The organism is Chitinolyticbacter albus, assembly GCF_024437655.1.
GTDB lineage: Bacteria > Pseudomonadota > Gammaproteobacteria > Burkholderiales > Chitinibacteraceae > Chitinolyticbacter > Chitinolyticbacter albus.
Genome location: NZ_JANBVF010000008.1, coordinates 1 through 13,165, shown reverse-complemented (window position 1 = coordinate 13,165; position 13,165 = coordinate 1). Strand labels below are relative to the sequence as shown.

Annotated in this window: 11 protein-coding genes; all 11 read left to right on the top strand. The window is 64.1% G+C overall.

The window, feature by feature from the left end; translation table 11 throughout:
• Window positions 1-2 precede the first annotated feature (2 nt).
• The 11 genes from NLI84_RS06430 to NLI84_RS06380 all read left to right on the top strand — a co-directional run bounded on the left by NLI84_RS06430 (window position 3) and on the right by NLI84_RS06380 (window position 13,141).
• The gene (locus NLI84_RS06430) at window positions 3-698 is read left to right on the top strand and encodes an SPOR domain-containing protein (protein WP_255989014.1); all 696 of its coding nucleotides are present in this window, start codon (window positions 3-5) and stop codon (window positions 696-698) included.
• Entirely contained in the window at window positions 695-1,186 is a 492-nt protein-coding gene (locus NLI84_RS06425) for a CvpA family protein (protein WP_255989012.1), read from the top strand. The genes NLI84_RS06430 and NLI84_RS06425 overlap by 4 nt, the downstream gene beginning before the upstream one ends.
• Window positions 1,187-1,218: 32 nt before the next feature.
• Complete coding sequence (purF, locus tag NLI84_RS06420) at window positions 1,219-2,766, top strand: amidophosphoribosyltransferase (RefSeq protein WP_255989011.1); 1,548 nt, start codon at window positions 1,219-1,221, stop codon at window positions 2,764-2,766.
• An 88-nt stretch (window positions 2,767-2,854) separates the two neighbouring features.
• On the top strand, window positions 2,855-4,039 hold the full coding sequence (locus tag NLI84_RS06415; RefSeq protein ID WP_255989010.1) for an O-succinylhomoserine sulfhydrylase: 1,185 nt from the start codon (window positions 2,855-2,857) through the stop codon (window positions 4,037-4,039).
• 24 nt (window positions 4,040-4,063) lie between these two features.
• A complete protein-coding gene (locus NLI84_RS06410; RefSeq protein WP_255989009.1) occupies window positions 4,064-5,440 on the top strand; it encodes a tryptophan--tRNA ligase in 1,377 nt (458 codons plus the stop codon).
• A 144-nt stretch (window positions 5,441-5,584) separates the two neighbouring features.
• On the top strand, window positions 5,585-5,911 hold the full coding sequence (gene sugE, locus NLI84_RS06405) for a quaternary ammonium compound efflux SMR transporter SugE (RefSeq protein WP_255989008.1): 327 nt from the start codon (window positions 5,585-5,587) through the stop codon (window positions 5,909-5,911).
• 246 nt (window positions 5,912-6,157) lie between these two features.
• On the top strand, window positions 6,158-6,784 hold the full coding sequence (locus NLI84_RS06400; protein ID WP_255989007.1) for a TetR/AcrR family transcriptional regulator: 627 nt from the start codon (window positions 6,158-6,160) through the stop codon (window positions 6,782-6,784).
• Window positions 6,785-6,843: 59 nt separating this feature from the next.
• Window positions 6,844-8,022, top strand: coding sequence for an efflux RND transporter periplasmic adaptor subunit (locus NLI84_RS06395; RefSeq protein ID WP_255989006.1), 1,179 nt, complete (start codon window positions 6,844-6,846; stop codon window positions 8,020-8,022).
• A 15-nt stretch (window positions 8,023-8,037) separates the two neighbouring features.
• Window positions 8,038-11,187, top strand: coding sequence for an efflux RND transporter permease subunit (locus tag NLI84_RS06390; RefSeq protein ID WP_255989005.1), 3,150 nt, complete (start codon window positions 8,038-8,040; stop codon window positions 11,185-11,187).
• Window positions 11,188-11,198: 11 nt separating this feature from the next.
• Window positions 11,199-12,596, top strand: a complete 1,398-nt coding sequence (locus NLI84_RS06385) for an efflux transporter outer membrane subunit (RefSeq protein WP_255989003.1) — start codon at window positions 11,199-11,201, stop codon at window positions 12,594-12,596.
• Window positions 12,597-12,859: 263 nt separating this feature from the next.
• A complete protein-coding gene (locus NLI84_RS06380) occupies window positions 12,860-13,141 on the top strand; it encodes a hypothetical protein (protein WP_255989002.1) in 282 nt (93 codons plus the stop codon).
• Window positions 13,142-13,165: the final 24 nt, after the last annotated feature.

Below are 13,165 nucleotides of genomic sequence, written 5' to 3'. Positions count from 1 at the left end.
CTATGCGAGATAACGTCAGCGAAGAGTTGTTGCAGCTGCGCAAGCGTGCGCGGCGACGTCTGGTCGGCGCGATCGCGCTGGTGTTGTTTGCCCTGGTGGTGTTGTGGACGGTGATGGATGCCGCTCCGCCGCAGAACCTGCTTGCGGCGAGCGAGCCCGTGGTGATCGAGGCCAGCGCCCCCAGCGTGGCTGTTGCTGCTCCGGTGCCGATTGCGCCGCGAGCGCAGACCGCCAGCGAGGCACTGGCGGCCTTGCCTGGGCGGCTGGTGAACGCACAGCTGGGGCATGCCTCCGATCCGGCAAGCGCCACCCCACCGACGGCCGTCGTCGCTACGCCGCAACCCACTGCGGCGCCTACACACCAACCCACGCTCAAGCCGGTGGCGAAGCCGACTCTGAAGCCGACGCCGGATCCCAAGCGCATCCTCGAGGGCCTGGATCAGGCCGATGCCAAGCCCGCGCCGGCGGCAGGTCAGAAGGTCTATGTGCAGATCGGTGCCTATGGCGATGCCACCAAGGCAGTCGGCATCGTCGGCAAGCTGAAGGCTGCGGGCCTTGCGGCGTATAGCGAGTCGATCACGGTCAAGGGCGTGTCGCTGACCCGGGTGCGTATCGGCCCGCTCGCCGAAGCCCAGGCGCAAAAAACGCGTGACCAGGCTGTTGCGCTTGGTTATGCGCCGCAGCTGGTGAGCAAGTGACCGCATTCGACTACGTCGTACTCGCCGTGCTCGGCCTCTCGGTGCTGCTCTCGGTGATGCGCGGGCTGACGCAGGAAGTGATGGCCCTGATCGCATGGGGGCTGGCCACCTGGGTCGGTTTCAACTACGCCGACGAGGCCGCTGCATGGGTGCCGGATGATCTGCCCGGCGAAGGGCTGCGCTTCGTCGCCGGTTTTGTCGGCCTCTTTTTCGCCGTGTGGCTATTGACCACGATACTGCGCATCACGATCAATCAGTTTCTCAAGGCGTCCGGCCTCAAACCGGCGGATCGCTTCTTTGGCGCCATGTTCGGTTTGTTGCGCGGGCTGCTCGCTGTGCTGCTGATCGTCCTGATCGCCGGCCTGACCTCTTTACCGAAAAGCCAGGGCTGGAAGGACGCGATGTTCAGCCCCATGTTGGAAGCATCCGCCCGGCTGGCGTTGCCCTGGTTACCGCATGCGCTCGCTGAGCGCATCAAGTACGAATGAATTTGTAAGTTCTGAGCTCGAGAGGCATTAGCATGTGTGGCATCGTCGGCGTAGTGGCCAAAACCCCCGTCAACCAGCTGTTGTATGACGGCCTTCTGGTGCTGCAGCATCGCGGCCAGGACGCGGCAGGCATCGTTACCTCCGAGGGTAATGTGTTCCACATGCACAAGGGCCAGGGCCTGGTGCGCGATGTGTTCCGCACCCGCAACATGCGCTCCTTGCTCGGCAACACCGGCATCGGTCATGTGCGCTATCCGACCGCGGGTTCGGCTTCCAGCCTTGCCGAGTCACAGCCGTTCTACGTGAACAGCCCGTTCGGCATCGTGCTGGCGCACAACGGCAACCTGACCAACGACAAGCAGCTCAAGGACGAGATGTACCGCACCGATCTGCGGCACATCAACACCAATTCCGATTCCGAAGCGCTGCTGAACGTATTCGCGCACGAGCTGGGCAAGCGCACCACGGGTCTTGCGCTGTCCGCCGATACCGTGTTCGACGCCATTGAGGCCGTGCACCAGCGTGTGCGCGGCGCCTATGCCGTGGTGGCGTTGATCGCGGGCTTTGGCCTGGTCGCCTTCCGCGATCCGCACGGCATCCGCCCGCTGTCGCTCGGTACCCACGAAACGCCGGAAGGGACCGAGTACCTGGTCGCGAGCGAATCGGTGGTGCTCGATACCATGGGCTTCAAGCTGCAGCGCGACGTGGCGCCGGGCGAGGCGCTCTATATCACCTTCGATGGTGTGTTCCACAACCGCCAGTGCCACCCGAATCCACAACTCGTGCCCTGTATCTTCGAGCATGTCTACTTCGCGCGGCCCGACAGCGTGATCGACGGCATCTCGGTGCACGAAGCGCGCCTCAATATGGGGGTGCAACTGGCCGACAAGGTGCGCGCCATATCGCCGGCGCTCGATATCGACGTGGTCATTCCCATTCCCGATACCAGCCGCGATTCGGCGCTGGAACTGGCCAATTCGCTGGGCTTGCCGTATCGCGAAGGCTTCATCAAGAATCGCTATATCGGCCGCACCTTCATTATGCCGGGCCAGGCCAGCCGCAAGAAATCCGTGCGCCAGAAGCTCAATCCGATCGCGGTCGAGTTCCGCGGCAAGAACGTGCTGCTGGTCGACGATTCCATCGTGCGCGGCACCACGTCCAAGGAAATCGTGCAGATGGTGCGCGATGTCGGCGCCAACAAGGTCTATCTGGCTTCGGCCGCGCCGCCGGTGCGTTTCCCGCATGTGTACGGCATCGATATGCCGACGCGCGCCGAACTGATCGCCACCGGCCGCAGCGATGTCGAGATCGCGCGCGAGATAGGCGCCGACGCCATCATTTACCAGGAACTGACGGACCTGATCGAAGCCTGCAGCGATGCCAGCGGCGGCAAGATCACCGCGTTCGAAACCTCGTGCTTTGACGGCAACTACATCACCGGTGACGTCTCCGACGTCTATCTCGATGCGCTCGAAGCCAAACGGCTCTCGCCCTTGTCGACCAAGTTCAAGGAAGGCGACGCGGCGGACAGTCGCGTGCTCGACATGAACATCGGTGTGGCCGAGCAGAATCTGATCTGACCGCCAGCGCGGTGCGCTGTATGGGCCGCGCAGCTAGCAAATGCGATATAAACGGGGGCAATGCCCCCGTTCTCTTAGAGACCGCCTTATGAACGACCATGACCTGCCCGAAGGCCTGCACCCGGATACGCTGGCGATCCGCGCCGCCACCAGCCGTACCGAATACGGCGAGCACTCGGATGCGATGTATCTGACTTCCAGCTTCTGCGTCGGTAGCGCCGAAGAAGCGTCGCTCAAGTTCACCAACCAGATTCCGGGCTATATCTACTCGCGCTTCACCAACCCGACGGTGACGGCGTTCGAAGAGCGCCTGGCCGCGCTGGAAGGTGGCGAGCGCGCCATCGCCACCGCCAGCGGCATGAGCGCCATCCTGGCGCTGGGCATGGGCCATTTGAAGGCGGGCGACCATGTGGTCGCATCCAACGGCCTCTTTGGCGCCACCATCCAGCTGTTCAATACCTATTTCGTCAAGTTCGGCGTCGAGATTAGCTATGTCAGCGCGACCGATCCCGCTGCCTGGCAGGCGGCGGTCAGGCCCAATACCAAGCTGTTCTTCCTGGAAACGCCGTCCAATCCGCTGACCGAGGTGGCCGATATCACGGCGATCGCCGAGATCGCGCACGCGAGCGGCGCCATCCTGGCGGTCGACAACTGTTTCTGCACGCCCATCCTGCAGCAGCCGCTCAAGCTTGGCGCCGACCTCGTCGTGCACTCGGCGACCAAGTACCTCGATGGCCAGGGCCGGGTGCTCGGCGGTGCCGTCGTCGGTAGCAAGGCGCTGATCGAGCCGGTTTACCTGTTCCTGCGCACCGCCGGCCCGAGTCTGTCGCCGTTCAACGCCTGGGTGCTGCTCAAGGGCATGGAAACATTGCCGCTACGCATGCGTGCGCACTGCGACAACGCGCTCAAGCTGGCGCAATGGCTGGAAACCCAGCCGCAGGTCGAGCGCGTGTTCTATCCCGGCCTGCCGTCGCACCCGCAGCACGCGCTGGCACAGCGCCAGCAACACGGTGGCGGCGGCATCGTCTCGTTCGAGGTCAGGGGCGGGCGCGAGGCGGCCTGGCAGATCGTCGATGCGGTGCGCCTGATCAGCCGCACTGCCAACCTGGGTGACGTGCGCAGCACCATCACCCATCCGGCCAGCACCACGCACGGCCGCGTCACACCGGAGGCACGTGCCGCCGCCGGCATCCGCGAAGGGCTGATCCGCATCTCGGTGGGCCTGGAACATCTGGACGACCTGATCAACGACTTGAAGCGTGGCCTCGGCTAAGACCATCGAACCCAGTACAAGAACATGAAAAAGACCCGCATCCTCACCGGTATCACCACCACCGGCACGCCGCACCTGGGCAATTACGCCGGTGCGATCCGCCCGGCCATTGTCGCCAGCCGTGCCGAATCGGCTGATTCTTTCTATTTCCTCGCCGACTACCATGCGCTGATCAAGTGCGACGATCCGCTGCGCATCCAGCGCTCGCGGCTGGAGATCGCCGCGACCTGGCTCGCCTGCGGGCTCGATCCGGCGCGCGTCACCTTCTATCGTCAGTCGGACATTCCGGAAATCCCCGAGCTCACCTGGCTGTTGACCTGTGTCGCCGCCAAGGGCCTGCTCAATCGCGCGCATGCCTACAAGGCATCGGTCGACAAGAATGTGGAGGCGGGCGAGGACGAGGACGCCGGCGTGACCATGGGGCTCTACAGCTACCCGGTGCTGATGGCGGCGGACATCCTGATGTTCAACGCCGAAGAGGTGCCGGTGGGGCGTGATCAGATCCAGCACGTCGAGATGGCGCGCGATATCGGCCAGCGCTTCAATCACCTGTTTGGCCAGGGCAAGGATTTCTTCACGCTGCCGCAGGCCAAGATCGAGGAAGCGGTGGCGACATTGCCAGGGCTCGATGGACGCAAGATGTCGAAAAGCTACGACAACACCATCCCGCTGTTCGGCAGTGCCAAGGAACTCAAGGCGGCGATTGCACGCATCGTCACCGATTCGCGCCTGCCGGGCGAGCCCAAGGATGCCGACAACGCGCATCTGAACACCATCTACCAGGCTTTTGCCACCCCGGAGCAGGGCGCGGCGTTCCGCGCTGCGTTGCTGGATGGACTCGGCTGGGGCGATGCCAAGCAGCAACTGTTCACCTTGCTCGACAATGAGCTGGGCGAGGCACGCGAGCGCTACCAGGCGCTGATCGCGCGCCCGGCCGAGATCGAGGACATTCTGCTGGCTGGCGCTGCCAAGGCGCGTACCTATGCCACGCCGTTCCTGGCGCAACTGCGCGAAGCTGTCGGCCTGCGTTCGCTGACGGCACTGGCTATCGCAGAGCAGGGTGCCGTGAAGAAGAAAGCCAAGGCCGCACGCTTCCTGAGTTTCCGTGGCAAGGACGGGCAGTTCCGCTTCAACCTGCAGGGAGCGGACGGCGAGGAATTGCTGGTATCGAACCCGTATGCCGATCCCAAGGCAGCCGGTGCGGTGATCGCCCGGCTGCAGGCCGCGGCGGTAGCGGGCGGAATCAGCCTGGTTGCAGATGGCGAGCAGCGCTTCGCGTTACAGTTCGATGGCGAAGTGCTGGGCCACAGCCACGAGCAGGCCGATCCGGCGGCGCGCAATGCCACGCTGCAGCGGGCCGAGGCGGCGCTCGCCAGCATCGCGGCGGTGCAGCAGGAGTGAAGCGGCAGGCCGGGGCGTGATTCGGTCACAGCCCCGACAGCGCATCTCGGTTAATCTGTCGCGGATCTGCCATCGGGCACGGGGACGACCCCGTGCCGTCATCCAGCGGGGACGGCCCCTTCCATTCATCACTGAGGAGGTCGTATGAACCCGCAACTCATCCCCTGGATTTCGCTCCTGATCGCCGGTGTGCTCGAAGTGGTCTGGGCGCTGGCGCTCAAGGCCTCACACGGTTTTACCCGTCTGCCCGCTACGGCGTTGTTTGCCATCAGTGCGGCGGCCAGCATGTATTTTCTCGCCTATGCGATGAAGTCATTGCCGGTCGGCACTGCCTACGCGGTGTGGACCGGCATCGGCGCGATCGGCACGGTGCTGTTCGGCATCGTCTGGTTCGGTGAGCCCGCCACGCTATGGCGGCTGGCCTCGGTCACGCTGATCCTCGCCGGCATCGTCGGCCTCAAACTCGCCTGATTACCCGCTTTCCCTAAAGGCCACGTTGCTGACGTGGCCTTGTTTGCTTTGCTTGCTAAATCGCAATCAGTATGGAATCTTGCTGTTCCAGTCCTGACATAATCGGGTTCGCGCGGTGTGTCGCAGCGTGTGGGCGCTAGCTGGAGCCAGAGACGCGGCAGCAGTGGCCAGAGCGGCGAATGTGAGGATTTACTCCGAGTTTGGTTTCAAAGTAGACTGTACTGTCTAGTCTAAATCGGTTTCGCGATGTCCCCGCTTCCTTCCTGTCCCGGCGCCGATTGCGCGTCGCGCGTGCTCGACGCCGCCTTCGAGGTGTTCTGCGAAACCGGCTACCGCACCAGCATCGATACGGTGGCGCAGCGTGCGCAGGTGGCGCGCCAGACCATCTACAACCATTTCGGCAGCAAGGAAGCGCTGTTCAGCGCCGCGATGGGCAAGGCAGTGAAAGAGCTGTTCGCCATGCTGGCCGCCGAAGAAGGCGACTGGCGATCCAGGCTGTACAACTTCGGGCTGCGGTTTCGCGAACGGGTGCTGGCGCCCGACGCAATCAACCTGCACCGCCTGCTGACCAGCGAGGCCCAGCGTTTTCCGGAACTGGCCAGCGGCATGTATGAAAACTGCTTCATCTACAGCCGTCGGCAGATCGCCGATGTGCTGGAACAGGCGATGAAGCAAGGTGCGCTGCGCCGCGAAGACCCCATGGAGGCCGCCCACATCCTGCTCGACATGCTGGTCAGCGCCGATCATATGCGGCTGGTGCTGGGCGGCCCCGAGCTCGATCTGAACGAAGAGCCCGCCAAGGTGCGGCGGGCGATGGAACTGTTCTCACGCGTGTATGCGGCGAACCCCGCCACATCCGTTCACCCATCCTGACTTTAGCCGGCCGATCGCCGGCGAGATTTGACTGCATATCCAAAAACAAGGAGCTCATGATGCATCCGTTTGGCAAAACACTGACGCTGTCCGTGGCGGTGACCCTGGCACTGGCGGCGTGTGGCAAGGGGGGCGAGCAGGCCCAGGGTGGCCCGGGTGGCCAGATGCCACCGGCCGAGGTGGTGGTCGCGACCGCGCATACCGGTGACGCCGCCGTCACGCGCGATCTGACCGGCCGCATCACCGCCTACCGCACGGCCGAAGTGCGCGCGCGGGTCGAAGGCATCCTGGAAAAGCGCCTGTTCACCGAAGGTGGCGAAGTGCGTGCGGGCCAGTCGCTGTTCCAGATCGACCAGGGCACGCTGGCCGCGGCCTTGTCCGCCGCACGCGCCAACGCCGCCAAGGCACGCGCCAATGCCGACATCGCGCGCCAGACCGTGGAGCGCTACCGCAAGCTGATCAACGACCAGGGCGTTTCCAAGCAGGAGCTGGACCAGGCCGAATCGCAACTGAAGCAGGCGCAGGCCGATGTGGCCAGCGGCGATGCCGCGGTGAAGCAGGCCGAGATCGATGTGGCGCACGCCAGCGTCTATGCGCCGATTTCCGGACGCATCGGTCGCGCCTTTGTCACCGAGGGGGCGCTGGTCGGCAAGAACGAAGCCACGCACCTCGCGACCATCGAGCAGCTCGATCCCATCTACGTCGACTTCACCCAGTCCGGTGCCGATCTGCTGCGCCTGAAGCGCGCGATCCAGGCCGGCCAGATGAAGGCGGCGGACCTGCCGGTGGAGATCGTGCTGGAAGACGGCTCGGTCTACGGCCAGAAGGGCAAGCTGCTGTTTGCCGAGCAGACGGTCGATCCGGCCACCGGCACGGTCACGCTGCGGGCCCAGTTTGCCAATCCCGATCGCCTCTTGATGCCCGGCATGTTCGCGACGGTGCGCTTCGCGCAGGGCGCCGTCGGTGGCGCGGTCAAGGTGCCGCAGCGCGCCATCCTGTCGAACCCGCAAGGCCAGTTTGTCTACGTGGTCGGCGCCGACAACAAGGTGGCGATCCGTCCGGTGAAGACGGGTGGCTTCTCCGGTCGCGACTGGATCATCACCAGCGGCCTCAAGAACGGCGAGAAGGTCATCGTCGACGGCCTGCAGAAGGTCGGTCCTGGCGCGCCGGTGAACCCGGTCGACGAAGCCGCAGCCGCGCAAGCCCAGAAGGCTCAAGCGCCGGCCCAGAAGCATTAAGGGGAGCATTCATCCATGGCTCGTTTCTTTATCGATCGCCCCATCTTTGCGTGGGTGATCGCCATCATCATCGTGCTCGCCGGCCTGTTGGCGATGCGCTCGCTGCCGATCGCGCAGTATCCCGATGTGGCGCCGCCGGCGCTGTCGATCACCACGTCCTACCCGGGCGCCAGCGCCAAGGTGGTCGAGGAGACCGTCACCGCGCTGATCGAGCAGGAAATGAACGGCATCGAGAACCTGCTTTACATGTCGTCCGAGAGCGATAGCTCGGGCAACATGACGATCTCGCTGACGTTCAGAACCGGTACCGATCTCGATATCGCCTCGGTCGATGCGCAGAACCGCGTCAAGCGCGTCGAGGCCCGTCTGCCCGAGGAAGTGCGCCAGCAAGGCGTGCAGGTGCTCAAGGCGCGCGACAACTATTTGCTGTTCCTCACGCTGTTCTCGCCGGATGACAGCTACGACGAAGTGGCGCTCGGCAGCTACGTGAACGCCAACGTCATCGACGCGCTGCGCCGTGTGCCGGGCGTGGGCGAGGCCCAGCTGTTCGGGTCCGAATACGCGATGCGTGTCTGGCTTGATCCGTCCAAGCTCGCCGGCTACAAGATGAGCCCGGCAGAGGCTCTGGCCGCCGTGCGTGCGCAAAACGTGCAGCTCGCCACCGGTGAGATCGGCGCGTTGCCAGCGTCCAAGGGCCAGCAGTTCACCGCGACCGTGGTGACGCAGGGCCGTTACGTAACGCCTGAGGAATTCGGCAACATCGTGCTGCGCGAAGGTGGCAACGGCGCGCTGGTGCGGCTGAAGGATGTCGCCCGGGTCGAGCTGGGCGCTGCCAGCTACGACGTGAGCGCGCGTCTGAACGGTAAGCCCATCGCTGCCATCGGCGTGAAGCTGTCGCCGGATGGCAACGCGGTCGAGACCGCCAACGCCATCCGCGCCCGCATGGCCGAGCTCGCCAGGTACTTCCCCGCCGGCGTGAGCTGGGAGCTGCCGTACGACACCTCCAAGTTCGTGAAGATCTCGATCGAGGAAGTGCTCAAGACCCTGGCCGAAGCCATCGTGCTGGTGTTCATCGTGATGTATCTGTTCCTTGGCAACCTGCGGGCCACCTTGATCCCGACCATCGTGGTGCCGATCGCGCTCACCGGCGCCTTGCTCGGTCTCTACCTGTTCGGCTACTCGATCAACGTGCTCACCATGTTCGCCATGGTGCTGGCGATCGGTATCCTGGTCGACGATGCGATCGTGGTGATCGAGAACGTCGAGCGCATCATGAGCGAGGAGGGCCTCGCACCGCGCGAGGCCACGCAGAAGGCCATGGGCCAGATCGTATCGGCCATCATCGCGATCACGCTGGTGCTGACCGCGGTGTTCATCCCGATGGCGTTCTTCTCCGGCTCCGTCGGCGCGATCTACCGCCAGTTCTCGGTCACGCTGGTGCTGACCATGTTCTTCTCGGCGCTGATGGCGCTGACGCTCACGCCGGCCTTGTGCGCCACCTTGCTCAAGCCGATCAAGAAGGGCGAAGAAGGCCATGGCTCCAAGGGCTTCTTCGGCTGGTTCAATCGCAAGTTCACCGCGATGACCAACGGCTACCAGGGTTGGGTCGGCAAGATATTGCGTCGCAGCGGCATCGCACTGGTGTCGTTTGCCGTGATCCTGGGTATCACCACCTGGCTATTCATGCGCCTGCCGGGCTCCTTCCTGCCGGAAGAAGACCAGGGCTACTTCATCAACGTGGTGCAGCTGCCGGCCGGCGCGACGCGCGAGCGCACGCTGGAAGTGATGGAGCAGGTGGAGAAGCACTTCACCTCGCAGCCCGGCGTCGATCGCATCGTGTCGGTGGTGGGCTTCTCGTTCTTCGGCCGTGGCCAGAACGCGGCACTTGCGTTTGTCACGCTGAAGGACTGGAGCGAGCGCAAGGAGCCGGGAACCGATATCAACTCGCTGGTCGGTGCGGCCAACATGATGCTGTTCCGCATCAAGGAAGCGTTCATCTTCTCGACCAACGTGCCGCCGATTCCGGAACTGGCGTCGGTGGGCGGCTTCGATTTCCGGCTGCAGGATAGGGGCGGCATCGGCCGCGAGCAGCTCCTGACCGCGCGCAATATGTTGCTGGGCATGGCGGGGCAGAACCCCAACCTCGTCGGCGTACGCCCCGAGGGACAGGAGCCCGGGCCGCAGGTGTACCTGGAAGTGAACAAGGTCAAGGCGAGCCAGCTGGGCATCGACCAGAACGAGCTCAACCAGACGCTGTCGGTGGCGTTGGGTTCAGCCTACGCCAATGACTTCGTGCGCGAAGGCCGTATCCTGCGCGTGCTGATGCAGGCCACGCCGGATGCCCGCACCGATCCGGAAGACCTCTTGAAGCTGCAGGTGAAGACCCGCAGCGGCCAGCTGGTGCCGCTGTCCGAAATCGCCACCACGCAGTGGGTGGTCGGTGAAGCCAAGCTCGATCGCTACAACGGTCTGCCGTCGTACAAGATCGCCGGCAATGCCGCGCCGGGCAAGAGCTCGGGCGACGCGATGAACGCGATGGAAGAGATCGCCACCAAGCTGCCGGCCGGCGTGGGCTTCGAATGGTCCGGTACTTCGTACGAGGAGCGGCTGTCGGGTGATCAGGCGCCGGCGCTGTTCGCGCTGTCCATCCTGGTGGTGTTCCTGTGCCTGGCCGCGCTGTACGAGAGCTGGTCGATCCCGTTTGCCGTGTTGTGGGTGGTGCCGCTGGGGATCTTTGGTGCGGTGCTGGCGATGACGCTGCGCGGACTGCCGAACGACGTGTACTTCAAGGTGGGCTTGATCGCGATCATCGGCTTGTCGTCGAAGAACGCCATCCTGATCGTCGAGTTCGCGCGCGAGTTGCAGCGCCAGGGCGTGGGCGTGGTCGAGGCGACGTTGGAAGCGTGCCGCCTGCGGTTCCGCCCGATCCTGATGACGTCGATCGCCTTCATCGCCGGCGTGATGCCACTGGCCATCAGTTCCGGCGCGGGCTCGCAGAGCCGTCATGCACTGGGTACCGGCGTGGTCGGCGGCATGATCGCCGCCACTGTGCTCGCCGTGTTCCTGGTCCCGGTGTTCTACGTGGTGGTGCGTCGCTTCTTCCCGGACAAGACCGCGGTGGTGGAACGCAATGTCGATTCGGTTCCCGCCGATGACCATCGCTAAGGATGAGTAGCATGAGACACAAGACATTCGTTGTACTGCCCATCGTGGCGCTGCTCGCTGCATGCTCGATGGCCCCTGTTTACGAGCGCCCGGCATCGCCGGTGCCTGCCGGTATCGGCAGCACCGAAGCCGTGGGCTCGGCCACGCTGCCGCCCTGGCAGGAGTGGTTTGCCGATCCCGCGCTCAAGGATCTGATCGCACAGGCGCTGGAAAACAACCGCGACCTCGTCGTGGCCACCGCCCGTATCGAGGAAGCGCGCGCGCTCTACGGCATCACCCGCGCCGACCGCCTGCCTACGGTGGGCCTGGGCGGCGGCATGCAGGCAGCCCGCACACCTGAGGCCGTGACCGGAGGCAATGCGACGACCGAGCGGCGTTACGATGCCAGCATCGGCATCACTTCGTTCGAGCTCGATTTCTGGGGCCGGGTGAAGAGCCTGTCCGACGCGGCCCGCGCCGAGTACTTCGCCACCGAAGAGGCGCAACGCGCGGTACGCGTCGCGCTGATCGGCGACGTGGCCAATGCCTACTGGAGCCTGCGTGCGTTCGAAGAGCGCGCGGACTACGCCAGAAAGACGGTAGAGAGCCTCACCGAGAGCGCCCGCGTGGTGAACCGCCGGCTGGAAACTGGCCTCGCCAACAAGCTCGACGCGCTGCAGGCCGATGCGCTGGTCGCCGAATCGCGCGCAAGCCAGGCCAACCTGGAGCGCCAGGCGCGCAACGCCCGCCACGCACTGCAGGTTTTGGCTGGCCAGGAAGTGCAGTTGCCTGCGGCAACGGTCTTGCTGACCGCGACACTGCCCAACACCCGCGTGCCCGATGGGTTGAGTTCGGACGTGTTGTTGGCCCGGCCGGACGTGCGCCGGGCCGAATATGCGCTCAAGGCCGCCAATGCCAATATTGGCGCGGCGCGTGCCGCATTCTTCCCGACCATCACACTGACGGGTTCAGCCGGTAGCGCCAGCGCAGAGCTATCCGATCTGTTCGGCGGCGGCACTCGCGCTTGGAGCTTCGCGCCGCAAATTACGTTGCCGATCTTCGACTTTGGCCGCAACCAGGCCAACCTGGATTTGACCGAAGCGCGCAAGGTGATTGCAGTCGCGCAGTACGAGCGGACGGTGCAGATTGCCTTCCAGGAAGTGGCGGATGTGCTGTCCGATCAGCGCGGGGAACAGGCCTTTTTCGAAGCGCTGGAAGAAGCGGTGGGCAAGCAGCGCGACCGGCTGAAAGTGGCGCAATCGCGCTACGACGCCGGCCTTGTCGGCTACCTCGACGTGCTCGACGCCCAGCGCGCGCTCTACCTTTCCGAGCAGAACCTGATCGATGCCGCGCGTGCGCGGCTTGCCGTTACGGCCGAGGCCTATAAGGCGCTCGGCGGCGATGCCCAGCAGCCGCTCGATCGCAGCTGATTGGTACCATCCAGCCCAAGCCCCGCCTACCGGCGGGGCTTTCTTATTGATGGAAAACAAGGATGGGTTGAAAGCTGGTTTGAACCGCTGCGCTATTGATCGATGGATAACGCATTTATCTGACTGGCTTTCGTTAAAATTCATGCATTTACATGCATGCATTGTGGAGATGTTTATATCTTGCGTAAGGTATGACGCTCGTGTACCGTGCGCGTCGACAAGTCAAGCGCCCGCTTGCCAAATAAAAACTTAGCCCTCTCAAGATGAAACTGTTCTCTGCCTGCCTCTTCGCCGCAGCGCCCGCTGCCGCGTCGTATTCTGCCGTCGTTTGCGCTGAAGCCACTCCGGCTGAACCCGCGCCTGTTCCTGTCGTAGCGGCTGACTATTTCAGCGAAGACGGTGCAAAGCAGCGCAGCCGCTCCACCGAGCAAGGGATTGACAACGTCGATATCTACAAAGGTGGCCTCAAGCTTGCGATTCCGCTTTTCAGTATTTCCGGGGCGGGTGGTCCATTAGAGGCCTATTTGTTGCATCCCGGACGATAATCTTAGCCCTCGTAGTTGGCGACT